This is a genomic window from Croceitalea vernalis, assembly GCF_031846405.1.
GTDB classification, from domain to species: domain Bacteria; phylum Bacteroidota; class Bacteroidia; order Flavobacteriales; family Flavobacteriaceae; genus Croceitalea; species Croceitalea vernalis.
Map to the genome: position 1 here is coordinate 887,415 of NZ_JAVRHU010000001.1, position 23,705 is coordinate 911,119.

General features: G+C 34.9%; 30 protein-coding genes. 11 read left to right on the forward strand and 19 right to left on the reverse strand.

The window, feature by feature from the left end; genetic code table 11:
- Positions 1 to 4 precede the first annotated feature (4 nt).
- The 4 genes from RM520_RS04015 (at position 5) to moaC (ending at position 1,992) form a co-directional block, all read left to right on the forward strand.
- Positions 5 to 418 carry a DUF6691 family protein gene (locus RM520_RS04015; protein WP_311387050.1) on the forward strand — a complete coding sequence of 138 codons (414 nt, stop codon included), beginning with the start codon at positions 5 to 7 and terminating at the stop codon, positions 416 to 418.
- 143 nt (positions 419 to 561) lie between these two features.
- A complete protein-coding gene (locus RM520_RS04020; RefSeq protein ID WP_311384419.1) occupies positions 562 to 960 on the forward strand; it encodes a response regulator in 399 nt (132 codons plus the stop codon).
- Positions 961 to 1,116: 156 nt separating this feature from the next.
- Entirely contained in the window at positions 1,117 to 1,557 is a 441-nt protein-coding gene (locus RM520_RS04025) for a molybdenum cofactor biosynthesis protein MoaE (RefSeq protein WP_311387051.1), read from the forward strand.
- A 3-nt stretch (positions 1,558 to 1,560) separates the two neighbouring features.
- Positions 1,561 to 1,992 (forward strand): cyclic pyranopterin monophosphate synthase MoaC, encoded by a 432-nt coding sequence (moaC, locus tag RM520_RS04030; protein ID WP_311387052.1) that lies wholly within the window; start codon positions 1,561 to 1,563, stop codon positions 1,990 to 1,992.
- On the opposite strand, the gene RM520_RS04035 is transcribed toward moaC, so the two are convergent.
- Complete coding sequence (locus RM520_RS04035; RefSeq protein WP_311387053.1) at positions 1,982 to 2,923, reverse strand: NAD-dependent epimerase/dehydratase family protein; 942 nt, start codon at positions 2,921 to 2,923, stop codon at positions 1,982 to 1,984. The two genes, moaC and RM520_RS04035, sit on opposite strands and share 11 nt — an antisense overlap.
- A 65-nt stretch (positions 2,924 to 2,988) precedes the next feature.
- Between RM520_RS04035 and RM520_RS04040 the strand changes: the two genes are divergently transcribed.
- Positions 2,989 to 3,486: a hypothetical protein gene (locus RM520_RS04040; RefSeq protein ID WP_311384424.1), complete on the forward strand. Its 498-nt coding sequence runs from the start codon at positions 2,989 to 2,991 to the stop codon at positions 3,484 to 3,486.
- Complete coding sequence (locus RM520_RS04045; RefSeq protein WP_311384425.1) at positions 3,476 to 3,973, forward strand: nuclear transport factor 2 family protein; 498 nt, start codon at positions 3,476 to 3,478, stop codon at positions 3,971 to 3,973. The genes RM520_RS04040 and RM520_RS04045 overlap by 11 nt, the downstream gene beginning before the upstream one ends.
- Before the next feature lie 77 nt (positions 3,974 to 4,050).
- Here the strand turns inward: RM520_RS04045 and RM520_RS04050 are convergent, their stop codons facing one another.
- From RM520_RS04050 to RM520_RS04065, 4 genes are all read right to left on the reverse strand, one after another.
- Positions 4,051 to 4,749, reverse strand: a complete 699-nt coding sequence (locus tag RM520_RS04050) for a tetratricopeptide repeat protein (RefSeq protein ID WP_311384426.1) — start codon at positions 4,747 to 4,749, stop codon at positions 4,051 to 4,053.
- 128 nt (positions 4,750 to 4,877) lie between these two features.
- A complete protein-coding gene (locus RM520_RS04055; protein WP_311387054.1) occupies positions 4,878 to 5,255 on the reverse strand; it encodes a hypothetical protein in 378 nt (125 codons plus the stop codon).
- Between the two features lie 120 nt (positions 5,256 to 5,375).
- Positions 5,376 to 6,185, reverse strand: coding sequence for an NAD-dependent epimerase/dehydratase family protein (locus RM520_RS04060; RefSeq protein WP_311387055.1), 810 nt, complete (start codon positions 6,183 to 6,185; stop codon positions 5,376 to 5,378).
- Positions 6,178 to 8,463, reverse strand: a complete 2,286-nt coding sequence (locus RM520_RS04065; RefSeq protein WP_311387056.1) for a M28 family peptidase — start codon at positions 8,461 to 8,463, stop codon at positions 6,178 to 6,180. Before RM520_RS04065 ends, RM520_RS04060 begins: the two co-directional genes overlap by 8 nt.
- Positions 8,464 to 8,582: 119 nt before the next feature.
- Here RM520_RS04065 and RM520_RS04070 point away from each other — a divergent pair, with 119 nt between their 5' ends.
- Positions 8,583 to 9,053 (forward strand): CBS domain-containing protein, encoded by a 471-nt coding sequence (locus tag RM520_RS04070; RefSeq protein ID WP_311384430.1) that lies wholly within the window; start codon positions 8,583 to 8,585, stop codon positions 9,051 to 9,053.
- A 1-nt stretch (position 9,054) separates the two neighbouring features.
- Here the strand turns inward: RM520_RS04070 and RM520_RS04075 are convergent, their stop codons facing one another.
- Genes RM520_RS04075 through RM520_RS04090 form a run of 4 tightly spaced genes read right to left on the reverse strand, consistent with a single transcriptional unit; the run spans position 9,055 to position 13,637 of the window.
- The gene (locus RM520_RS04075) at positions 9,055 to 9,402 is read right to left on the reverse strand and encodes a hypothetical protein (RefSeq protein ID WP_311384431.1); all 348 of its coding nucleotides are present in this window, start codon (positions 9,400 to 9,402) and stop codon (positions 9,055 to 9,057) included.
- A gap of 4 nt (positions 9,403 to 9,406) precedes the next feature.
- Positions 9,407 to 9,895, reverse strand: coding sequence for a DUF6265 family protein (locus RM520_RS04080; protein ID WP_311387057.1), 489 nt, complete (start codon positions 9,893 to 9,895; stop codon positions 9,407 to 9,409).
- Positions 9,896 to 9,915: 20 nt separating this feature from the next.
- Positions 9,916 to 10,488 (reverse strand): pentapeptide repeat-containing protein, encoded by a 573-nt coding sequence (locus RM520_RS04085; protein ID WP_311387058.1) that lies wholly within the window; start codon positions 10,486 to 10,488, stop codon positions 9,916 to 9,918.
- Positions 10,488 to 13,637 carry a VPS10 domain-containing protein gene (locus RM520_RS04090; RefSeq protein ID WP_311387059.1) on the reverse strand — a complete coding sequence of 1,050 codons (3,150 nt, stop codon included), beginning with the start codon at positions 13,635 to 13,637 and terminating at the stop codon, positions 10,488 to 10,490. The genes RM520_RS04085 and RM520_RS04090 overlap by 1 nt, the downstream gene beginning before the upstream one ends.
- Positions 13,638 to 13,797: 160 nt before the next feature.
- Between RM520_RS04090 and RM520_RS04095 the strand changes: the two genes are divergently transcribed.
- Together RM520_RS04095 and RM520_RS04100 are read left to right on the forward strand one after the other, a co-directional pair.
- Positions 13,798 to 14,547 carry a glucose 1-dehydrogenase gene (locus tag RM520_RS04095; RefSeq protein ID WP_311387060.1) on the forward strand — a complete coding sequence of 250 codons (750 nt, stop codon included), beginning with the start codon at positions 13,798 to 13,800 and terminating at the stop codon, positions 14,545 to 14,547.
- A 32-nt stretch (positions 14,548 to 14,579) separates the two neighbouring features.
- A complete protein-coding gene (locus RM520_RS04100) occupies positions 14,580 to 15,161 on the forward strand; it encodes a TetR/AcrR family transcriptional regulator (RefSeq protein ID WP_311384436.1) in 582 nt (193 codons plus the stop codon).
- A gap of 1 nt (position 15,162) precedes the next feature.
- On the opposite strand, the gene RM520_RS04105 is transcribed toward RM520_RS04100, so the two are convergent.
- The 7 genes from RM520_RS04105 to RM520_RS04135 all read right to left on the reverse strand — a co-directional run bounded on the left by RM520_RS04105 (position 15,163) and on the right by RM520_RS04135 (position 19,734).
- On the reverse strand, positions 15,163 to 15,864 hold the full coding sequence (locus tag RM520_RS04105) for an SIMPL domain-containing protein (RefSeq protein WP_311384437.1): 702 nt from the start codon (positions 15,862 to 15,864) through the stop codon (positions 15,163 to 15,165).
- A gap of 12 nt (positions 15,865 to 15,876) precedes the next feature.
- A complete protein-coding gene (locus tag RM520_RS04110; RefSeq protein WP_311387061.1) occupies positions 15,877 to 16,299 on the reverse strand; it encodes a (4Fe-4S)-binding protein in 423 nt (140 codons plus the stop codon).
- Between the two features lies 1 nt (position 16,300).
- Positions 16,301 to 16,594, reverse strand: coding sequence for a GNAT family N-acetyltransferase (locus tag RM520_RS04115; RefSeq protein ID WP_311387062.1), 294 nt, complete (start codon positions 16,592 to 16,594; stop codon positions 16,301 to 16,303).
- A 95-nt stretch (positions 16,595 to 16,689) separates the two neighbouring features.
- Entirely contained in the window at positions 16,690 to 17,442 is a 753-nt protein-coding gene (locus tag RM520_RS04120; protein WP_311387063.1) for a LytR/AlgR family response regulator transcription factor, read from the reverse strand.
- Positions 17,423 to 18,505, reverse strand: coding sequence for a sensor histidine kinase (locus RM520_RS04125; RefSeq protein ID WP_311387064.1), 1,083 nt, complete (start codon positions 18,503 to 18,505; stop codon positions 17,423 to 17,425). The genes RM520_RS04120 and RM520_RS04125 overlap by 20 nt, the downstream gene beginning before the upstream one ends.
- Before the next feature lie 9 nt (positions 18,506 to 18,514).
- Positions 18,515 to 19,315, reverse strand: coding sequence for a hypothetical protein (locus RM520_RS04130; RefSeq protein ID WP_311387065.1), 801 nt, complete (start codon positions 19,313 to 19,315; stop codon positions 18,515 to 18,517).
- A complete protein-coding gene (locus RM520_RS04135; protein ID WP_311387066.1) occupies positions 19,312 to 19,734 on the reverse strand; it encodes an ABA4-like family protein in 423 nt (140 codons plus the stop codon). The genes RM520_RS04130 and RM520_RS04135 overlap by 4 nt, the downstream gene beginning before the upstream one ends.
- A gap of 264 nt (positions 19,735 to 19,998) precedes the next feature.
- On the opposite strand from RM520_RS04135, the gene RM520_RS04140 reads away from it, so the two are divergent.
- Together RM520_RS04140 and RM520_RS04145 are read left to right on the forward strand one after the other, a co-directional pair.
- A complete protein-coding gene (locus RM520_RS04140) occupies positions 19,999 to 20,331 on the forward strand; it encodes a single-stranded DNA-binding protein (protein ID WP_311387067.1) in 333 nt (110 codons plus the stop codon).
- A 190-nt stretch (positions 20,332 to 20,521) separates the two neighbouring features.
- Positions 20,522 to 20,872, forward strand: a complete 351-nt coding sequence (locus RM520_RS04145) for a hypothetical protein (RefSeq protein WP_311387068.1) — start codon at positions 20,522 to 20,524, stop codon at positions 20,870 to 20,872.
- Between the two features lie 236 nt (positions 20,873 to 21,108).
- Here the strand turns inward: RM520_RS04145 and RM520_RS04150 are convergent, their stop codons facing one another.
- The 3 genes from RM520_RS04150 to RM520_RS04160 all read right to left on the reverse strand — a co-directional run bounded on the left by RM520_RS04150 (position 21,109) and on the right by RM520_RS04160 (position 23,702).
- Entirely contained in the window at positions 21,109 to 21,630 is a 522-nt protein-coding gene (locus RM520_RS04150; protein ID WP_311384446.1) for a ferritin, read from the reverse strand.
- Between the two features lie 104 nt (positions 21,631 to 21,734).
- Positions 21,735 to 22,637: a histone deacetylase family protein gene (locus RM520_RS04155; protein ID WP_311387069.1), complete on the reverse strand. Its 903-nt coding sequence runs from the start codon at positions 22,635 to 22,637 to the stop codon at positions 21,735 to 21,737.
- A gap of 27 nt (positions 22,638 to 22,664) precedes the next feature.
- A complete protein-coding gene (locus tag RM520_RS04160; RefSeq protein WP_311387070.1) occupies positions 22,665 to 23,702 on the reverse strand; it encodes a cellulase family glycosylhydrolase in 1,038 nt (345 codons plus the stop codon).
- Positions 23,703 to 23,705: the final 3 nt, after the last annotated feature.

Sequence of the window (23,705 nt, forward strand, 5' to 3'; positions counted from 1 at the left end):
AGATATGAAGAGTTTTATTTATTTAATAGTGGGTATATTTTTTGGCATAGTCATGTTTAAATCTGAAGCCGCTTCTTGGTTCAGAATTTATGAGATGTTTCAATTTGACGCTTTTCATATGTATGGTATTATTGGTTCGGCACTCGCATTAGGCGTTCTGTTTATACAGTGGGTTAAAAGAGGAAATAAAAAATCATTCTTTGGAGAAGAAATAAAGATAGCAGACAAAGAAAAATCATTTAAACGCTATGCATTTGGTGGAACCTTATTTGGTTTAGGTTGGGCTTTGGCTGGGGCATGTCCAGGACCTATGTATACCTTATTAGGTGCTGGTTTTCTTCCAATTATAGTAGTGATTATTGGTGCATTACTAGGTACTTTTGTTTACGGAGTTCTTAAGAATAAGCTCCCTCACTAGCTAATCCATCCAATATTTTAGGGGATTTTAGCGTTATGCAGAGGCTTTTGACCGTAAAACGACAATTTTTGTTACGCTAATCAGAAGCTTATATTTTTGAAGTAAAGGGCTAATACAACTCAATTAGCCAAGCCAAAAAGCCTATGCAAACCACCACTTGGATAATTGATGATGACATGGTATCTCAATTTGCTACAAGGTATTGCCTACAGCAGTTTGAAACTGAACTTGCTATTGAGACTTTTTCTAATGCTGAAGATGCTCTTGACACGGCATCCTTATTGGTAAAGAATAAAGAAGCCTTACCAAGTCTTATTTTTCTTGATCTTGTTATGGATGAGATGAATGGTTGGCAATTTATAGAAGGTTTAAAAAAGATAGCTAGGTCGATTGATATTCCTGAGATATATGTGCTATCTGCTTTTGCCAATTCAAAAGATCGTGCAATTGCCAAAGAACATAAAAATGTAGCGGGTTATTTTGATAAACCGCTAAGTCGAATAAGTCTTCAAAAGGTTTTTGGGGAGAAAGCTAAGGTTTAATTTTTATAACTCTTCGATTGAATCTCTATTTTCATTTAGCTAACCTATGCCTTAAAGTCCTAGCCCAATTATTAAAGCTGTTATTTTAGTATTTTTAGCAGACTAGAGAAAATGGATGTTTTATTTCTTCATTATCTTAGTTTAAAAGTGCTATTCATGGACAAGAAAATTAAAAATGTATTTGTTGAAGGAGCTATAAGCCCCGAATTTATTGCTAATTCAATCGCTAAGCACCAATCTAAAACAACAATAGGTGCACATGATATTTTTTTGGGGCAAGTTCGTGCTGATGTCATTGATGGTAATGCAGTTGGTGCAATTGAATACACCGCTTATGAGGCTATGGCAAATCAAAAATTTCATGAAATAAGAGAAGCTACTTTTGACAAATTTGATTTAACCTGTATGCATATTTATCACAGTTTAGGGAAAGTTGCCATTGGAGAAATTTGTTTGTTTGTTTTTGTTTCCTCTCCTCATAGGAAAGAAGTTTTTGATGCTTTACACCACGTTGTAGAAGAGATTAAAAAAGAAGTCCCCGTGTTTGGTAAAGAGCTATTTGAAGATGAATCATATCAATGGAAAGTTAACTCTTAGTATATGGTAGATATCACACAAAAAAGCAACACCCATAGAACTGCCATAGCGCAGGCAATAGTTAAAGTAGGTTCGCATGAAACTATTAAGGCAATTCAAGAAAAAACCGTTCCAAAAGGGGATGTTTTTGCTATGAGCAAAGCAGCTGGTTTTTTAGGCTTAAAAAAAACTCCTGAACTTTTACCTGATTGTCATCCGCTGCCCATTGAGTATGCGGGAATTCAATATGAAATTGACGATTTACATATTATTATCACAGTTGAAGTAAAAACATTTTATAAAACAGGGGTAGAGGTAGAGGCCATGCATGGAGCCAGTGTGGTTGCTTTGAACATGTATGATATGCTTAAACCAATTGATAAGGCTATTGAAATTCTTCAAATTAAATTACTTAAAAAAACTGGTGGTAAGTCAGATATTGGAACTAGTTCATAAGATTTTTCAACATCTCCGTTGTAGTTTTTTCTAAATCAAATTCAGGTTTCCAATTCCAGTCTAATTTGGCTTGAGCATCGTCAATACTACTCGGCCAAGAATCAGCAATAGCTTGCCTAAAATCTGGGTCGTAATTAATTTCAAACTCCGGAAGATGGGCTTTGATATTAGAGGCAATTTCTTCGGGACCAAAACTCATAGCTCCTAAATTATAAGACGAACGAATACTAAGTTCTTCTGGATTGGCCTCCATAAGAGATACCGTTGCTCTAATAGCGTCATCCATAAACATCATTGGCAGTTTAGTGCCTTCAGCTAAAAAACAAGTGTATTTTTTATCCTCCAAAGCTTTGTGATAGATTTCTACTGCATAATCCGTTGTTCCGCCACCAGGCAGTGTTTTCCAACTAATTAAGCCAGGATATCGTACACTACGCACATCAACATCAAATTTTTTAAAATAATACTCACACCATCGTTCTCCTGATTGTTTACTAATGCCATAGACCGTACTGGGTTCCATCAAGGTGTGTTGAGGTGTTTCTGTTTTTGGAGTATTGGGTCCAAATACTGCAATACTTGAGGGCCAAAATATTTTGTCTATCTTTTTGTCTTTAGCCAAATTGAGAACATTGAATAAAGAGTTCATATTAAGATTCCAGGCCCGCATTGGAAACTTTTCTGCTGTTGCGCTTAGCATAGCAGCCATTAAATACACCTCTTCAATTTCGTAATACATGACCACATTTTCTATGGCTTCATAGTCTGTGGCGTCTAATAGTTCAAAAGGCCCCGATGCCATGAGGGCATCACTGCCTTCTCTAATATCACTAGCAATTACAGCTTCATTGCCATATTTTTCTCTAAGTGCAATGGTTAATTCGGTACCAATTTGTCCGCATGCTCCAATAATTAAAATAGACTTTTGCATTTAAAAAGAAGTTAATTTAATTGAGCCATAAAGATAGCTTATCCTAAATTGTGTAATTTCGTTTCATGCAGAAATTGTTACTTATTGGTGCTTGTTTTTTGATGCTTTATGGGTGTAAAAAGAAGGAAGGAGAACAAGATGACAATGAAGATGAACTGGTCTTTTTCTCTTTTCAAGATATGCCGAAAGAACAAGAAGTTGATCCGGACGCCAATGAAATTTTATTAAATTGGAAAGAATATCAAGATTTTCAAAGTAGCCTTAATGTCATGTATAGAGCCGCTAATAATGAAGATTTAGCCTTGGCAGTTGAAGATCTGGTAGAGAAAGAACAGGCCTTACAATCAGGAGGATATCCTGAAGTATTTCATAAGCCTCAAATAAAAAGTAGGCAACGCGTATTTAAAACTTACCTCTTAAAATTAAAAGCTAGTATTGAAGATCGTACTGATGTGAATGAACCTATGAGGCAGTTGTTAACTGCTAATAATGCCTGGAGAAATCAGTTTAATGTCATTATCAGTAATAAACTAGACACCAAATTAATATTAGATGAAAATTAGAGTAGCTTTAGTAGTCCTTATTTTTACTTCGGTTTTTGGAATGGGTCAAAAATCTGAAAAAATAAAAGTTAATGAGGTAATTGATGCATGGCATAAAGCTGCTTCCGAAGCAAATTTTGATGCTTATTTTGGATTGATGACTAAAAATGGTGCTTTTATTGGTACTGATGCTACAGAGAATTGGCAGACTCAAGAATTTAAAGACTTTTCAAAGCCCTATTTTGATAAAGGAAGTGCTTGGAGTTTTACATCCTTAGAACGAAATGTTTATCTGAATGAAAATGCAAGCTTTGCCTGGTTTGATGAGCTTTTAGATACTCAGATGAAACTATGTCGTGGTTCTGGAGTGCTTGAAAAAGTAGATGGTAATTGGAAAATTGCTCATTACGTTTTATCTATAGCAGTACCCAATAAAAATGTAAAAGAACTCATTGAAATTAAGAAAGTTTCCGATAGTCTTCTGATTGAAAAAATGAGTACAAATTAAACTGATAATATTCAGCTTTTCCAAATAAAAAAGAGGCCGTTAAGCCTCTCTTTTTTATTTTCTAAATAGTCTTCAACTTAATTTTTTGTAGCTTCTGGACTATTCTTTTTTGTTTCCAATGCTTGCTTGCTTAAACTGGCAAGATTAAAACTAGGATCTATTTTTAAAGCTTCATCCATTAATCCGATAGCTTCATCAATATTGGCTTTGTCATTATTATACACCAATAATCCTTTTAAGTGGTAAAAACCAGCTTTTAAAGATGCTTCATAAGGTTGTTGACGCTCATAAAAAGCATGTTTCATGTCCTCTTTAGCATTAGCTAGACCATATTCAATATTAGTTCCTGCACCTGTTGGGTCACCAGTTAAAATTTTAAGATCTGCTAGTTCATACGCCAAATAAGGATTTGGATTTCGTTTGAACAAAATTTCAAATTGCTCGATTGCTCTTTTTGGTTGGTTCAGGTTTTTAAGGGAAACCGCTTTTACCTGAACAGCAATATCAGAACTATTTGTATCTGTTTCGATACCAATGGTATTAAGGGCCTGCATATGTTGGCCACTATTTAAATAAACATAGGCAAGTGTATCTCTTCTTTCTTGAGAAGGTTCAATTACATTTAAATGAGTTAAAGCATTAATCACTCCATTAATATCACCTTGTAAACGCATTTCATTATAGAATGCCTTGTAATGGGTTAACATGTCACTTTTTGACTGAGCAAATAAAGAAGGTGCCGCCACCAAAATTGCTAGTAAAACTAATTTTTTCATTTTCTATTTTATTTAGAAGTGGCGCAAAACTATAAAAATTTAGCGTATCATATTGTTAAAGAAAATACTACAAGACGCTAAAAAAGGTGCAAGAAGCACCTTTTTAAAGTTAAATTGTAAATGTTCGTTTAATACACTGCCACACTATGCGTACCCCTATTCGTATAATCTTGAATTAATTTTGCATAAAACGCTAAACTTTTAGTGTCCGTTTCAATACAAGACTTTAAAAAATCATAGAGATTTTTAAAGAAAAGATTCATCGGTAATGTGCTTAAATTAATATTTGCTGTTCTAGGATTATAAGATGTATCATCTAAAACAATATTCATTTTTACACGATGTCTGTGATAATCAATTTTGACATCTGAAGCATTGTAATGTTTTTTAATGATAGACTCATGAAAATCTTGTGTTTTCTTAGTCATATCACCTTTAATACTATTTCTTGAAATAATTTTTTCTATTTCCATCAAGATTCTAGTTTTTAACCTTGAATTTTCCATAACCAAACTTTTAATAGTTAGTCAAAATTATGTATTATATCGATAAGGCCTTTATTTACAGGTATTTAATTAACATAAAACTCTCTTAATTGTTGTGAAGAAACACTTTATTGTGGTGTATTAAGAAACAATTGTTGTAAGTAATTGGTGACTTTTAACATAAAAAAGATGGCTTTTAATCGTTTTTTTGAAGATTGTCTGTTCCGTCTTAATAAATTGGGGAGCATCGAGACCTCTTTTCTCGGCTTCCCGGGTATAATAGTCTTTTTTAGTAGGATGATAAGGATAGACGCCATTAAAAATTGAACCCCAATACGCTTCATTAAGTATAGTCTCTATCATTAAAATGCAATCATCAAGATGTATTAAATTGATAAGTTCACAACCATTTGTTAATCCAGTTCTGCCGGCCAGATGATTTATAGGATGTCTATTCGGACCAATTAAACCTCCAAAACGTATGATAGTAGTGTCAAAACGTTTGTTGGCAAGTAAAAGTTTTTCAATCTGCGCTAACTGTTTGCCTGAATTTGTAATTGGGTTTGGGTTGGTCTCTTCTGTAATGTCACCTTCTACTGCTCCATATACCGAAGTGCTGCTTACAAAAAGTACGTTATCAATCTTAGAATCTTCAACATGCCTTAAAAGCATTTCAATGCGTTTTATAAAACTCCCGTTTCCAGTTTTTCGTAACCCTGGCGGAATATTGACAATAAGCACCTCTAATTCCTGTAAAAAACTTGTGATGTTGCCTTCAACTTTTTCTTCTGTTAGTTTAATATGATAAGGTGAGATGCCTAAATTTTCAAGCACTTTAAACTTATCCGTTGAGGTAGTTGACCCCTTTACTTGATGACCTTTTAAAACTAAACTTTGAGCCAAGGGTTGACCTAACCAACCACAACCTAAAACTCCAATTGTTTTACTCAAAAGCTATTTTTTTAATTATTAATGTTGCATCATTTAAGACAAAAGGCATCGGAATACTGCTTTTTGGACGCTGAGGTACTGAAAACTGACTATTATCCAATAAATCATTGGAAGCTTCATATAAAGTAAGTTCTAAATCTTGGTCTTTCTGAAATTCAAGTTCGAGCTCAGTATAGTCATTATTACTGACATAATGTGTGATTAACTTACCATATCTTCGGTTTTCCAAATAAAATTCTGAAAGCTCAATACCATTAACCGATGCTTTTTCTAATTCAATGTCATTGGTAAATACTTCTAAACGATTAATGGGTCTTTTTGGAGTAATACACAACGAAATAATTCGCTTATCACCTTGAATAGTATCTGTTGTGATGATAGTTTCTGGCAGGGCCAAAGCTTTGGTTGGAGCTACGGAAGTATATGTAAAGCCGGTGCTGTATTTACTACTAATAGTTTTATTTAAAGTTTTCTCAGCTAAAGGCTCTTCATTATTTTCTAAATACTGTGAGTTCCAATCAATCAACACGTTATCGTAGGTAGCCCATTTCGCTTTATTAGTATCCGCATCATAAACATATAACAAACTACTTGGTTTTGGTCTTTCTTCATTAAATCCTGAATTGATATGAGCCCCAATACTAACCATGGCAAATAGCAAAAATGATACTACTGCAAAACGCAGTTTATGTTTGGTCAGCCCTAATAAAGGCAATAGAAAAAAGTACAAAAGGGTAACAAAAATAGTCGCTGCTACCATCATTCCTAATCCTAAACCAACCGGAAACATTTTGATAAACGGTGCAAAAATAAAAAGAGCAGGGAGGGCTAAGAACAATAATAAGAATGGATTTGGTTTCTCTTGGTTAATAGTCACCATAAATGCTGCTAAAAGACCAAATAAAGGGACAATAAAAAAGCTTGCACCTTGAATATAGACAGCTACGAGTCCACAAATTACTATCCACAATGTTATAGGAGCAACGAGCAGGTTAGGGGTGGAAGTTTTTCTAAATCTATTATAAACAAAAAAACAAACTCCAAGCGCAAATAGAGAGAAAGCTAGAATATAAGAGTGTCCATTATATGTGAATCCGTGGAGCATATCTTTAAAACCTGGATACCACCATTTTAATGCGGTCCAACTGAAATAACCAAAAGCTCCGTTAAAAGCAACCGACAAAAGCATTGGAACAAACCCTTTAAGCATAAGGTTTATTTTAAGAGATCTTTTCTTAATTCCCACTACAATTAGAGTTAGGAACAGAATAATTGCTAGGGCAAACATTGGCCATATCCAATCATATGGATAAGATACTAATTTGAAGTAAGGAAGATTGAAATACACATCATCATTCAAACTTTTCAAAGCTGTTAAATCACTTTCACTAAAATGGTTTAACAACGGAATTAAATAGCTTCCTTGATGCGCCAATGTATTACGATCAAGTCTTTCATAAGTATCAAGAGCTGTGTGGTAATCAAAATGGTCATCAATAAAAGCAAAATTAAACCCTTCAATATCGGCATCTTCTCTAAAAACAGTTAGATCCGTATCATTAGGCAGCATTTTGTAAATACTATAGGCTAAAGAATTCGCTACGGGGTAATCGGGCTTGGCCTTAGAAAATTCTTTAATTAAAGTACTATTGCCTCTATTGGTTTCAATGAGCATATAGCTCGGCCCGCCACTACCGCGAGCTTCAAAGTTTAAAACCAATCCTACATTTTTAGTCCAAGGATGTTCTTTAACGAAGAGGTCTGCACCATTCAGCCCTAACTCTTCAGAGTCAGTTATTAAAATTATTATATCATTTTTTGGAGTTTTGTTCTCTGCCATAAAGGCTCTTATGCCTTCAAGAATAGTCGCTACACCACTACCAGCATCACTGGCACCAAATGACGAATGCGGACTACTATCATAATGTGATAATAAGACCAATGCTTTACCTGCTTCAGTACCCTTTATTTTAGCGATGATATTTGTCGCTTTACTTAAATTACCCCAATCTCCGGCCGTATACCCTTCTTGAGTGGTGGTTTTAAGGCCCATTTTGCTGAGCTCTCCAATGATGTAGGCTGCCGCTCTTTCATGACCTGGAAATCCAACGCCGTGTGGTTCCAGTGACAAATTTTTCACATGACTAAGTGCACGGTCCACAGAGAAGGAAGTACGTTCAATTTCTTCGCCAGCTGAATAAGTTGGCATGAGTGACTTAAAGCTCCAATACACAGCAATTATGGCAAGGAAAAGACAAACGGTTCTAGATAAGTTCATTTTTTTGAGTTGGTACATAAATGTATAAAAATATAAGGAGTTCGCAGGTTATAGGCTCTAAAATTAAATTATTCGTAAAAATTCACTATATTAGGTAATCAACCTTCAATTTAAATACTATGGGAATCAAGAGTTTTCAAGGGGCCAGAGCAAAGGTCGATTCAAAAAAAGATTACGATGCGCCAATTTTGGTTTCTGACTATATGACTAGAAAATTGGTAAAGTTTGCACCTGACCAATCAATCCTAGAAGTTATGGAGGCCTTTGCCAAATATAAAATTTCTGGAGGACCCGTAATGGATTCCAATGGTTTTTTAGTTGGTATTATTTCTGAAGCAGATTGTATGAAGCAGATTTCCGAAAGCCGTTATTTTAATCAACCAATACTTGATAAAAGTGTGGAACGATTTATGACTAAAAACGTTGAGACCATTCCTCATGATATGAGCATATTCGATGCTGCGGGTGTTTTTGACAGACATAATCGAAGACGTTTACCCGTTATGAAAGATGATATTTTAGTTGGCCAAATAAGTAGAAAAGATATTGTCGTTGCTGCCTTAAAATTGAGTGGGCAGAATTGGAAGTAACTTATTCCCTTTTTACAATCATATAATAATCATTATCTAAAGGAAGATATCCTAAGTCATAGACAAAAAAATAGGTGCTTCCTTTTTTTGTGGTGTAGAGGTTGGTAATATATTCAAAGTCAAAACCCTTATCCATTAAACGGGTTTTGGTAGTTCTGGTTTTTCCTTCTTTGAGTTCAAAACTATCTAGAATTCTATAATTCTTACGCAGCCTATTGTTCACATTTCGAACGAGACCTTTACTGTCTTTATTCAGTTTGTTATTATGCGCGTTACGACAATAATCTGAACAGAATTTTTTATCAGCACGTCCTTTAATTTCAGTATCACACTCCAGACATAATTTCATGGTGCTACCGTTTTTTATAATTAAAAACTACTTCATTACTAGTGCCGTCTTCATTGCCGATTAGGCCATAAATATTTATTTCGTTGGCACTTACATTTTCAAAAGTAAAGCCATCAAAATAGACTCGATTACCTTCTGCTTTAATGAATTTGAATTGCTGAACCTCATCCTTTTCTTCCCAACCATGTAAGTCCGTATCAAAATGCTTTAGCTCAAAAATTAAGCTGTTTTCTAGCTCTCTTATATGGCCTACTTCGTAAAAAGTAACTTTACCTTCAACTAAATGACGAAAAACGAACATCATGGAACCTCCAACCGCAGGACTCCAAATTTCTTCAGTTAATCCTCCGAAAGCAGTTCCATACCAGTGACCTTCCATAAAAGAAACCAATGCAATTTTGGCTTCTGGAGATTGCTTACCATTTAATTGAAGCGTATTTTGACTTTGAGCAATAAAAAAATTAAAGAGTAAAATTGAATATAAGAGTCGCATAACTTATCCTTGGTTTAGTTCTAGACAATTACAATATCGTATTTTTTCAATAAACCAATTAATTCTTCTTTACTGAATTTGGTCTTTTTTAAAGAGTTTATTTCAGGGTTAATATTAAAATTAAAGGCATTTGAAAGATCGGCTTTATCAAGAATACTGTTTTGGAATAAAGTATTATCTAAGTTGCAATCTGTAAAATTTGATGAGGTCAAATCTGTTGAAGTAAAGTCTGCTTGACTCAAATTACAACCTGAAAAATCAGTTTTTTGTAAACTCAACTCATAGAAAATCGCTAGGGTCAGGTTACATTGCGAAAATGCTATGGTCAGAAAGGTTGTCTCAGATTTATCGAAAGATACACCAACCAATTTACAAGATTCAAACTGAACATTATTCCAAATCGTATTCGCAACATTAGTATTACTTAAGTCGCAATCTTTAAAAGTACAATCAACAAAGTTTTGATTATCTAAATAGCCATTTTGGAATTGACACCCTTCAAAAACACATTCTTCATAATCGGCTTTAGCTAACGGGTTTTGATGGAATTTTTCATTTTTAAAATGGGTGTCGGCCACAAATGGCTTATTCATTATTCTTCATTTAAAATTAAAGCTGGCAAATCTAACGATTTGAACAATTGATTATAGTCGTTCATCTCTTTGCCAACAATGGCATTTTTCTCATTCTTATAAGTTAACCAATCGGCTAATAAATCTTTAAGACGCTCTTTAGCTCCTTTGGTCACTTTCGGTTCAGCTACATCAACAAAACCTTTTAAATGTAATAAATCTGCATTCAATTGATTATTGAAATTGATGACATCCTGAAAGGTTTTTTGGTTGGGTTGGATTAGGTTCTCTTCCCACGCAGTGATTCGCTTTTCAAGCTCCTTACCTTTCTTTAGTAACTCGTCGGCGCCGTCGTTGTCATTGAGTAATTTTTGATAGTTTTTCAGTTGCATTTTTGCGGAACGCATTTGGTTAACTGCATCATGTATTTCTTTAACTGTGTTGTCAATAGTGCTTAATACCTGCTGCTGTTCTGCATAATCATCATTTGAAGCTTTGATAGATGGATTAGCCAAAACTGTTGCCGTAGTTTCAACCATCTCATCACCTAAAGTCATTCTTATGGTGTAATCACCTGGGCCGACACGTCGTCCTGCTGAATTTCCAAAAACAAAGACTTTTTCTATACTTGGTAAGGCTTCAGTTCTAAAATTCCAGGTAAATCGATTGTATCCTTTTTTGGAAGGTAACACAGATGGTTTTGAAGGTCCTCCAGGCCAAGATTTAAAACCTTTTGGTTTTTGATTGGTATAACTACGAATAACCTCTCCGTTTTGTAAAACTTCTAATTTAAGTTCTATTGAATCTAACTTTTTAGGAAGGTAGTAATCAACAGTTACACCTGATTTTGGATTTTGTCCTAAACCAGGAACGGGTTTATCTTGGCTGCCACCAAAAATTCGATAACTCGCTTTAGGTTGTACAATTTTAAGTTTTTCTGAGATATCAAAACTATTTTGAATAGCTCCTATATCATCTAAAATCCAGAAAGAACGACCGGCAGTAGCAACCACTAAATCATTATCTTGAATAGTCAAATCATTAATAGGAACAAGAGGTAAGTTAGACTGAAATTTCTGCCAATTCTGTCCATCATTCATGGAGATATAAAGTCCAGTTTCTGTTCCAGCATATAATAAACCTTTCTTCTTTTTGTCTTCACGAACTGAACGAACAAAGGTGTGTTTGTCCGTTATGCCATTAGTTATTTTCGTCCAGGTTTCACCATAATCAGTTGTTTTAAAAACATATGGTTTTAAATCCATCGATTTATAGCGCATCACAGCAATATATGCTGTTGCTGCATCGTGTGGAGAAACTTCAATACTATTCACAATACCATTTCCAATATTTGGTGGAGTAATGTTTTGCCAATTGGCACCACCATCTTTAGTTACATGTACTAAGCCATCATCACTACCCGCATAAAGTACACCTTGCTCATGCTGAGATTCTACCAAATACATTAAAGTGTTGTAGTTTTCACCTCCGGCGGCTTCATTAGTATACGGTCCTCCGCCAGGGCCTTGTTTGTCCTTTTCATTTCTAGTCAAATCTGGACTTACAACTTCCCAGCTTTGACCACCATCTGTAGTTTTGAAAACGACATTGCCGGCATGGTATATCGTGTTTCTGTCATGTGGAGAACTAATGATTGGTGCATTCCAATTATAGCGGTATTTAAAATCTTTAGGAACTTTTCCAAGTCCTAATTCAGGGTATTCCTTAATAGGCTTTCCTTCTCGTGAAGCCTTCACCCATTTTTCAATAATACCTTGATAACAACCTCCATAAACAACTGCAGGATTGTCAGGGTCAAAAGCTAAATAAGCGCTTTCGCAACCTGCAACGGAATACCAATCTTTCCAGTCAATACCGCCGTCATTAGTTCTACTCGCAATCGCAATTGCAGAATTATCTTGCTGCCCACCATACACATTATACGGAACCAGATTGTCGGTAATTACTCTGTAAAATTGAGAAGTAGCTTGGTTTTGTTGTGTACTCCAGCTTCTACCACCATTATTCGAAACATTTGCACCACCATCATTTGAATTAATCATTTTTGAATTGTCCTTGGGGTTGATCCACAAGTGATGATTGTCACCATGCGGTGTGGGTAAGGGCCTAAAAGACTTTCCTCCATCGATAGATTTAGTTACGGGGGCATTAAGCACATAAACTACATTCTCATCTTGAGGGTCGGCAAATATTTCCATATAGTACCATGAACGTGCAATGTTGATGCGGTCTTTGTTAACCTGCGTCCATTTTTTGCCGGCATCCATACTTTTGTATACTCCGCCTTTATCCCCTTCTGCTTCAATAACAGAAAAAACTATATTAGAATTGGCTCGAGAAACTGAAATTCCGGCCTTCCCGAATTCTTTTGGTAGTCCTTCTTTCAATTGCTTCCATGTCGTTCCTCCATCGGTCGATTTATAAATTCCCGAAGAAGCTCCTCCAGATTCCATGGTCCATGGATAACGGCGATGTTGCCACATGGCCGCATATAAAATTAATGGATTATTCATATCCATGGATAAAGAAGAAACTCCTGTAGTATCATTAACAAAAAGAACACGCTCCCAAGTAGCACCACCATTCAAAGAGCGGTAAACCCCACGTTCTTGTGAAGGACCATATTGGGCTCCTTGCGCCGAAATAAAAATGATATCGGGATTAGTAGGATGGATAATTACATCAGAAATATGTCTCGATTCGTCAAGACCTATGTGTTTCCAAGTTTTACCCGCATCTGTCGATTTGTAAACGCCATCACCCATGGAGGTCATTACACCACGAGCAGCATGTTCGCCCATACCTACAACAACAATATTCGGATTGCTTTCTGCAACGGCGATAGCACCTACAGTACCTGTATTTAGTTGTCCGTCTGAGACGTTGTTCCATGTAATGCCGTCATCCGTAGTTTTATAAATTCCACCACCAACGCTGCCCATGTAGTAGGTCATAGGTTGCCCAACTACCCCAGTAGAAGTAACGCTACGCCCGCCCCTAAAAGGGCCAATATTTCGCCATTTGAGTCCTGAATACAAAGAATCATTTAATACAATATTGGGTGTAGTGTTTTGTTTCTTTTTGCGTTGAGCAGTAGTGCTCAAAGGAATTAAAAATAAAAGCAGTAATACGAGTCGTAAAGTTTTCATGTGGTTGGAATTAGTACTTTGAAAGATACGAAAGCTGGCGGATATGATTAAAAGAATGTTATAACTAAATTTTTATTTGGAACAATCGTTCTTTTATTATTATGTTTGTATTGGAATGAACGTTCTGAAATAGAAAACTAAAAAATATAAATTTAGAATTATGAGAAGATTAGAAAACAAAGTTGCCATAATTACTGGAGCAACAAGTGGAATGGGTTTACAAACTGCTAAGCGTTATTTAAAGGAAGGTGCAAAAGTAGTTTTGACCGGTAGAAGTCAAGAAAAATTAGATGCATTAAAAGGTGAGATACAAGGTGATTATCTTTTAGTAAAGGCTGAAGCAAGCAGTGTTACCGATAGTGAAGAATTGATAAAAACTACAATTAATACTTTTGGAAAAATTGATATCCTCTTTTTAAATGCAGGGATTTTTCGAGTAGAAACTATTGACGGATTGACCGAAGAATTATTTGATGAGGTGTATAACATCAATGTTCGGGGACCTTTGTTCACCGTAAAAGCCGCATATAATGAATTAAATGAAGGTGCTAGCATTATTTTTAACACTTCGGTAACTAATGTAAAAGGTTTTGGAGGTATGTCTGCTTACGCTTCAAGTAAGGCAGCTTTACGTTCGTTGACTAGAACTTTAGCCGCAGAATTTGGCCCTAAAGGTATTCGAGTTAATGCTATTTCTCCAGGTCCAATTGATACGCCAATTTATGGTAAACATAATGTACCTCAAGAGAATATAGATGCTATGGCAGCAAGTTTTCCATCTTTAGTTAGTTTGGGTCGTTTTGGTAATGCAGATGAAGTTGCTAGTACCGCATTGTTCTTAGCATCATCAGATAGCAGTTATATTACGGGTACAGAGATTCCAGTCGATGGAGGATTTGGGCAGGTATAATTTTTACATAAATTTGGAACAAGTATTCCAGTATGCCACGTACCAAACAATTTGATGAGAAAGAAGTATTGAATAAAGCAATGGAACTCTTTTGGGAAAAAGGGTTCCATGCTACTTCAATGCAAGATTTAGTTACACAATTAGGTATTAATAGGGCGAGCCTGTATGATACATTTGGTGATAAAGAAGCTTTGTTTGAAGCTGCTTTTCAATTATACAGACAGACTAATGGTGGTGTCATTCAGGGCCTTTTTGAGACGGAGCCTTCTGTTAAAGAAGGATTTCAAAAACTATTTCAAATGGCCATTGATGAATCGGTACAGGATGGAAACAGAAAGGGTTGTTTTGTAGTGAATACCATTACGGAATTAATACCGGGGGATGAAAAAATACAAAGCCTTCTATTAGAGAATACAATAAATTACGAGAAACTATTTACGGCTTTTGTTCAAAAAGGTATTCAGAATGGAGAAATAAATGCAATTAAAAACCCAAATGAAATAGGGCTGATGCTATATGCTTTATTCAATGGTATTCGTGTATTGGCTAAGGTGGACCCAAATCCTGAAAAATTAAAAAGCATTATGAAATCAGGTCTTTCCGTGTTGGATTGAGCTAATCCATAATTTTGAATTTTACATTTACGGTGCTCTCTACACGTATTTTTTCAAAACCGATATCTAAAGGTTCAGGTGAACCAGCATCTTCCATTGCCATCGCTTTCATTCGTATATTAGGTTGATTATAACGCTGGTAATAAGGTTGCGAATTATCTATGATATGAATAGCCATTCCTATTTTTTGTCCTAAAGGTTTGGTCAAGGCATCAGCTTTTAATTTTGCTTTTTTAACCGCTCTGGTTTTTAACTCTAGTTCCAATTCATTCATTTTGGAATACTCCGTTTTTTCCAAATAGGTATTTGCAATATCTAAATCTTCTAATGAGGCCATTACTTTTCCGGCAGTTAATCCATCATAAACCAACAAAGAATATTGTTTACTCTTTAGCACTTCTTTAGAACGTAAAAAGTATTTTTTATAATTGCTTGCCAGATCTTTAATCGTCAATTGTTTGTCGATATCAATTCCTAAACTCTTCAGGCTTTGCGCCATTTTGTTTTCTTGTTCTTCAACAGATTTTCTTCCTTTAGAATCTTTTTCTTGAATGGTGATGCTCAAGTATATTTTATCAGGACTAATAAGGGTATCTACTTTTGCAGATGTTTCTAAATACGGGACGTCTAAAAAGTTTTTGGATTGTGCCATAAGAGCTGAGGTAAAAACCAAGCATATAAAGATGCTATATAATTTTTTCATGGTGTTATTTTATTATCCTTTAAAATCAATTTTATTATGAGTGCCATCGCAATAGGGTTTATTTTCTGAAGCGCCACAGCGGCAAAATGCTGTTGACAGTTTTTTGTTTTCAGAGGTGCCATCGGCAAGCGTGACTTTTAGAAGTCCACTCACTAAAAGCGGACCGTTTTCGACTACGGTACATTCTGTTCCAGCTTTTTCTTCAATACTTTCTTCACCTACCATACTATATGTAAGTGCTGCTGAAGGGCATTTTTCTATTTGTGCCTTTAAGGCTTCAATAGAAGCATTTTCTGCCTTTATCCAGGGTTTGGCGTTTGGGTCATAAACTTCAGGTAATGTTTTTACACAAATTTCAGAATGGATGCATTTTTTTGGCTTCCAGATGACGGTGAGGTCACCGTTCTTGTATTCTTTTACGATTTCTTTTTCCATATTAGGCGATGTTAATTCCTTTTAAGACCAATGACTTCCATTCCGGGTGCCGTTTGATGTACATGGCCACAAACGGGCACATGGGAACCAAGGTCAACTCCTTTAGTTTGATGTCTTCCAAAACTAGCTTCACCAGCTTTGAGCCGATGCCTTTTCCTTCTAATTCAGTAGGGACTTCAGTATGAGTCAAATAAATTTTGTCCTGAGCTTTGATATATTCAATTCTTGGTATAAGTGAATCAATGTGCAGTTCATACTGTTTATTTGCTTGATTATCAAAAAGTGGGTGTTCCATAGACCATAATAGACTTGCCTAAAGTTAGTTTATTTTTTAAATCAATCTTTATGGTTTGAGGTGTTATCAAAGGTCCATATTGTTAATAATGGTAATTAGGTATTCAGCCATTTTTTAAAATCACTTGTTTTAGGTCTACTGACAATAAATTCTTGGTCTCGAGGATTTAAAATAGAAAGCTTGACCCGATGGTTAAAATAGGGATTTATTTTTTGAATGGCCTTTTTTGAAATTAATTGGCTGCGACTAATTTTAAAGAACTGTCTAGGATCCAATGTGCCAAATAAATGATCTAAAGATTCATCAATAATATATCTTTTGGCAGTGGTTACTCCAAAAGTGATACTCTCTTGTGAATAAAAGTATAAAAAGTCTATAATCTTAATTTGAACAAAACCATTTCCTTCTCTTACAAGTAGTCCTTCTCTTTCGGCTGACTCTTGTATACTACCAAGCAGTCGTTTCAATATGGCTGGCTCTATAGTAGTTTGCTTTTTTGACTTGTTGAACTTATATAATGCAGTTTTTAAATCGTCTTTCTGTATGGGTTTTAATAAATAATCAACACTGTTTACCTTAAATGCCTGTATAGCATATTGGTCAAAGGCGGTAGTAAAAATAATAGGGGCATCAATATCTATTTTGTGAAAGATTTCAAAACTCAATCCATCCGCTAATTGAATATCCATAAAAATAAGTTCTGGCACTTCATATTTTTTAAACCATTCAATAGCATCTTCAACCGTGTCAATAATATGTAGTAAGGTATAGTCAAAACTACACGCCTTAAGCATGTTTTGCAATTGACTGGCTGCGCGAGGTTCATCTTCAATTATAAGTACGTTCATCATAGTTTTTTAAAACAGAAGATCTTAGTAATGGGATAGAAATACTAAAGTGGTTGTCATCATTTTTTATTTTTATCGATTTTCCGGAAATAAGATGGTACCGTTTCTCAATATTCTTTAAACCCACCTTTGTTGATGGAATCTTTGTAGATTTTGGTTGTTTCTTATTGGTTACGATTAAACGGGAGTCTTCCACTTCAACATAGATTGTTAATGGTTTTGCTTTGGAAATAACATTATGTTTTATGGCATTTTCCAATAGAAGTTGTAGACTCATAGGTACTATCATGTTGTCTAAATTGGTATCAGGAATACTCCATTCCATTTTAAGATTTTTTCCAAATCTCTCTCTTTGTATATGAATATATGATTTGGCAAATTTCAATTCTTGTGCTAATGATATAAGATTTGCGTTGCCAGATTCTAAAATAAAGCGATACACGTTTGATAGTTTGTCAACAAATTCTACAGCATCTTCCTTTGAATTTTGTTCTATTATATCACGTAAGGTATTTAGGGTATTGAACAAAAAATGGGGTTGAGCTTGATTTTTTAAAGCGTCAAGCTCGGCCTGCACAATAGCTTGCTTAGCCTGCTCTTCTTCTATAATGGTTTTTTTAAGTCGAATGTAATAGTAAATGGCCTCATAAATAGCCATTGTCATGGTGCTTATGATAATAACTGGCAAACGTACCCTATAAAAGCTCTGAGAACCGTAGTCTCTATTAAAAATGAATGATAAGATTTTATTTCCAGTAAAATCAACGAGTATTACTGTGGCAACAATAGCAAGGAATAGAAGAATAAGTCGTTTTCCTACATCTTTAAAGTGAGTGAATTGCTTTCTTAATAGAATAATCACATTTCTTATAATTAACCAATTACAAATGGTGAAAAATAAAGAGATACTCCAATAGACTAGTGCTTCTCCAAACGGAAAGCGTAAAAAAGACCTGTTGAAAAGATAATCGGTAATGAAACTGAGAAATATGATACCGACTACCGTAAACCAGAAATCATTAAAGCCTAAATATGTAATTCGTTTTTCCCTGTTAACGAACATTTAATTTGATTATAGTTTTAATAAAGCCATACCCATTTTTGCTTGATAGAAAGTAAATCCAATCCATCCTGCATAAATCAAACCAAAAATAGTAACGGCAATGAGTTGTTTTCTGCGATTCACATTCCATTTTTTTGAAATCCAAAAAGCGAATAACGGAATTATTTGTATTGCATGTATGCCAAAAAAATGTGCGATTCTCAAATCACCGCCAATAGTACTCCAATTTAACAGAGGTAAGCCGGCTCCTCCATCCGCGACACCAACATTATGAGACATTTGACTAATCATTTGACCGCCGACCCAACTACCAAAAACAATGATAAGCCACCCTAATAAAATACCCCATTGAACGGTCTTGGATGTATTTAATTTTAATCGTACCGTATCGAAGATAAACAATACCATAATCAAGACATTGATTCCAATTAAAATTCCCATAGCTGAAAAAAGCATTCCATCAAATACAGAGGTAACATTATAATGGGATTGAACGCCTCGAGCAGCTTGGTAAATGATGATAGCATCCTCCAACAGAAGTGTTAGGGCGACTGTAATGGTGATGATATTTCTTTTTCGATTTGAATAGGGGTAAAGCGTGCTTAGAAAGCCTAATGTCAATATATAGATTCCACCGGATATGGAGAATTTCAAGGGTTTTATCCAGACATTAACACCCATAAGGGTTCTTTCATCAATCGCGAGGCCCAATAGACAGCCTAGCATAAATATAAAATGTAGTATTACGACCCAATAGAGTATTGGACTCGATCCTTTTACCGTTTTTAATAATTGACTTAAAGTGTTCATTTTTGATTTTGTTTGATGGTTTTGATTAGCATAAAGGCCAAAAAGCCTACTGGACCTAACATGAAAGTTCCGAATAGGCAAGGAGCCATTAATAACTGATTAATTTTTAGTTCTTTGTTTTGGTCTAACATCCACATTCCTACTAAAAGGTCAAAAGCTAAATAATGTACCCAGCCTGCTAGCACCGCATTTTCTTCGGTGAATAATGCCATTACAGACCCAAGACTTCCAAAATCCATGCCCCCGCCAATACGAATCGCTAAAAAAATATAGACTGCATAGACTAATGCTAAGAGTATAGGGATTATTTTAAAATCAATTAGGAAACGTGTTACCTTCCATTTAGGAAGAACAATCATTAGAAGCCACATGGGCATAGCAATCATATTTGCTAAGGAAAAAATTTCTGTTGGTGACATAGGTTGATATTTTTAGGATTACCCAAAGATGTCATTCTTTATTTAAAACTGTAAGTGCTTAATGCTGAATCATCGTTAATGGTATCTGAATTGTAATAGTTCTAATAGGTGGGGTAGTTATACATGATTTTAAACGACTACAAACGTTTACAAACGAAAATAAATAGTTCCTAACCGAATCTTTTTTGAAGCTCGAATTAAGTTTGCCTCGTCGAATTATAGTAGTTCGGTAGTATTAACTGTTAATCCATAAAATTTAGAAAGATGAACGCATTAAAAAACAAAGTACAGTTGATTGGTAACTTAGGACAAGATCCTGAAATTGTATCCTTGGAGAATGGAAACAAATTGGCAAAATTTTCAATTGCTACAAGTGAAAGTTATAAAAATGCCCAAGGTGAAAAAGTAGAGGATGTACAATGGCATAATGTAGTTGCCTGGGGTAAGACCGCTGATATTGTAGAGAATTACCTATCTAAAGGCAAGCAAGTGGCCGTCGAAGGTAAATTAACGCATCGTTCTTATGAAACGAAAGAAGGGGAGAAGCGATATATTACAGAAGTTCGTTGTAATGAACTTTTAATGTTTGGTAAATAAACATTGTGTTATAGGAATAGAAAAAGAGGCTTTAAGCCTCTTTTTTTATTTCTTCTGACATATTAACAATAACTTAATATGAAAAGCGTAGCATTTAGCAATTTAATTCGTCACTTATTACGTAATTATTACAATGATGAAATATTCTTTGCATATATGTTATTTACTTGTGCTAATTCCCTTTGTAGGAATGGCACAGATAGATGATAGCCATACTACAAAACATTTTTACTCCGATTTAGCACATCGCGATGCATTGAATGAACAGCAGTTAATTTTGGTTACTGCTGATGATCATAAAGATTTTTGGAGAGATCAAAATGAATTTGAAGCTCTTTTAGCAGAAACTGATGCTGAAGGATATTTAATTTATTTGACTGCTAAAGGTTATGCCTATAGACTTCATCAAAGAGATTGTAGTTTGGCTTGTTCGCATTCTGAATATTATTTAAACAAGGCCGCTTTTTATGCCATTAATGGACAAGACGATGTAGATATGGCACTGACGGTAAAAACAAAAAAACCTCAAGTTAAAAACTGAGGCTCTGGTTAAGCAACTTTCTTTAATAAATCATAACAAGGACAACGTTTACAGCGCTTGTTTTCTCCTTTTTTAAATTTCTTACAGCATTTAGATTTGCTTCCTTTGGGTACAAGCTCTTTAAGCTTGGCTACTTTCTTTTTTTGAATACCCTTTTTGTTTTTGCCCATTGTGAACTTTCAATGGTGCAAAAATATATTATATTTAATTAATCTAAATAAGCTTAATTGTTAAAATTACTCACCCATCGTATCAGATGCGGCGCTTTCAACTGTTAACTGTTGGATGTCTCTATCAAAAAGATAAAGTCCACCTTTATCATCTCCAATCAGATTTATTTTGTCTAAAACAGTTCGAGCTAATGCCTCTTCTTCTAATTGCTCAGCAACATACCATTGTAAAAAGTTATGCGTGGCATAATCTTTTTCTTCTAAGGTTACATGAACTAACTCATTAATACTTTGCGAGACAAAAACTTCATGATCATAAAGCTTTTGAAGCATTTTTTTTAAGCTTCCAAATTCTAATGGGGGTGCATTTAGTTCTGATACTTGGGCATGTCCACCACGTTCATTAACATACTTGACTAATTTAAGCATGTGCATTCGTTCTTCATCGGAATGACCATACATAAAACCAGCCACGCCTTCTAACCCTTGAACTTCAGCCCAACAGGCCATTGACAGATAAACTTGTGATGATTCCGCCTCAATTCGAATTTGCTCATTAAGCGCTTTTTCAAGTTTTTTAGATAACATAGTTCTGGTTTTTTAACGAAGTTACAAAATCTAATAATCGCCTTTATTGGAGTTAGGCTAGGAAGTCAAATTTGGAAGTAGTTTAAATAAGTATAAGATTACTCTTAAAAGAAAATTTGTTGTGCTAAACGAAAAGTGTTGGCATGGGCTTCGACGATGGTTTTGATATCTGGAGAATACCCACCACCCATGCTGCACTGCACTGGTATGTTTAAATCTTTACAGGTCTGTAAAACAAATCTATCTCGTTCAAAACAACCCTCGATAGTCATCCCTAATGTACCTAGTTTGTCAGTTGCTAAAATATCTACGCCGCATAAATAGAAAATAAAATCGGGCGCTACTTTGTCAATTAACTTTGGTAAGGTTTCTTTTAGAATTTTAAGATAATTTTCGTCATTAGTACCTTTTTCTAAAGGAATATCTAAATCAGAATTTTCTTTTTTAAAAGGATAGTTTGAAGCCCCATGCATTGAAAAAGTAAAAACTGAGGAATCATTTTGGAAAATTTCAGCGGTTCCATTGCCCTGATGTACATCTAAATCTACAATGAGAATTTTCTTAGAATGTTTTTGATTCAGTAAATATCTAGCTCCAATAGCTTGGTCGTTAAGCATGCAAAATGCCTCACCTCGGTTGGAGTATGCATGGTGTGTTCCCCCTGCAATATTCATTGCAATTTTATTCTTTAAAGCAAATTCGCACCCTTTAATAGTGCCGTCTGCGATGATATGTTCGCGATTTACTAGCTCTTTTGAGAGTGGAAACCCAATCTTTCTTGCTGCACTGGGTTTAATTTTTAGTGCGTTAAGTTCTTCAAAATAGGAGCTATCGTGAACGGCTAGAATATGCTGTTCATTAGGAAAATCAGGTTCAAAAAAATTATCGCTTTCACAAGTGCCTTCATATATAAGCTGCTGTGGTAATAAATCATATTTAATCATCGGAAACCGATGTCCGTCAGGTAAGGGGTGTTTGTAAATGGGGTGATATGCTATTTTTAGCATGTACTTTTAGGGTAAAGTTACACCCTATTACTCGTTTAAAAAATTTTGAAAAGTACTACCCCAGTTAAAATTGTTGGTGTTATTGGGATCACCATCATCTGTTAGTAAGGCGTTTTGGTCATTAGTGTTTTTATTCCATAACCAAGCTAAAGCCCCAATATTTGTATTGTTGCAAGCGGTTAAAAAGTTTTGAGCGTCACTAAGTGGTGCCCCTTCCGTTATAACACCGACTTCACCAAAAATAATAGGTAATTGAGCGTCTTTTAAATTTTGTAAACGATTTTGTATTGAGGTAACCGTGGCGTTTTCGTGCCATTTTCCATAGGCATGTAAATCAAATAAAATAGTATCATCAAAAGCTAGAAGTTCTAGACCTTTTTCTAATAATACTTCTTCTCCTTGTCCTTGTTCATTGCCTGCTATTAAAATAATATTATCAAATTCATCAACTTGCCTCAGATTTTCAACCATGTCTTTATGGTCATTTAACCATAATTCATGTGAATAATTATTGGAATTATTAAAACTGTAAGGTTCGTTCCAAACTTGAATCCAAACATCTTCTTGTCCTTTAAAAAACTCCGCAATGAGCTGCATTTTTTCTTTATAATCATTATAAAACAATTGCTCTGAAGGATTTAAGCCTGTAAATAATTGACGTTCGCCTTGCTCGTTTACCCATCCAAAGGGGCACAGAATTACGATTCTATTTTCCAGCCTATGTTGTGCTACAATTGCTTCAAGGGAATGCAAAAAGATTCCTCGACTATCTTCAACTGCAAAGCCCGAAATGGGTTGTTCTCTTAAATTCCCAATAAATTCACGGACGATTTCAACATTCCAAGATTGCATTAAGCCACTATCGTCTACGCCAAAAGAATTAAGTGCGTTTACGCCCTTAGGCACAAAAAGAACATCGTTCTTTTTTAATAGTCCATTTTCTATTATGAAAGTTTTGGCCTGAACTATTTCTTGAGTTTCTTGATTGGTCGTTTCTTTTGAGCAAGAACTAATAATAAATAGCGTCAAAAAAATTAGCGATAAAGAGCGAAAAGTAGCTGTCATAAA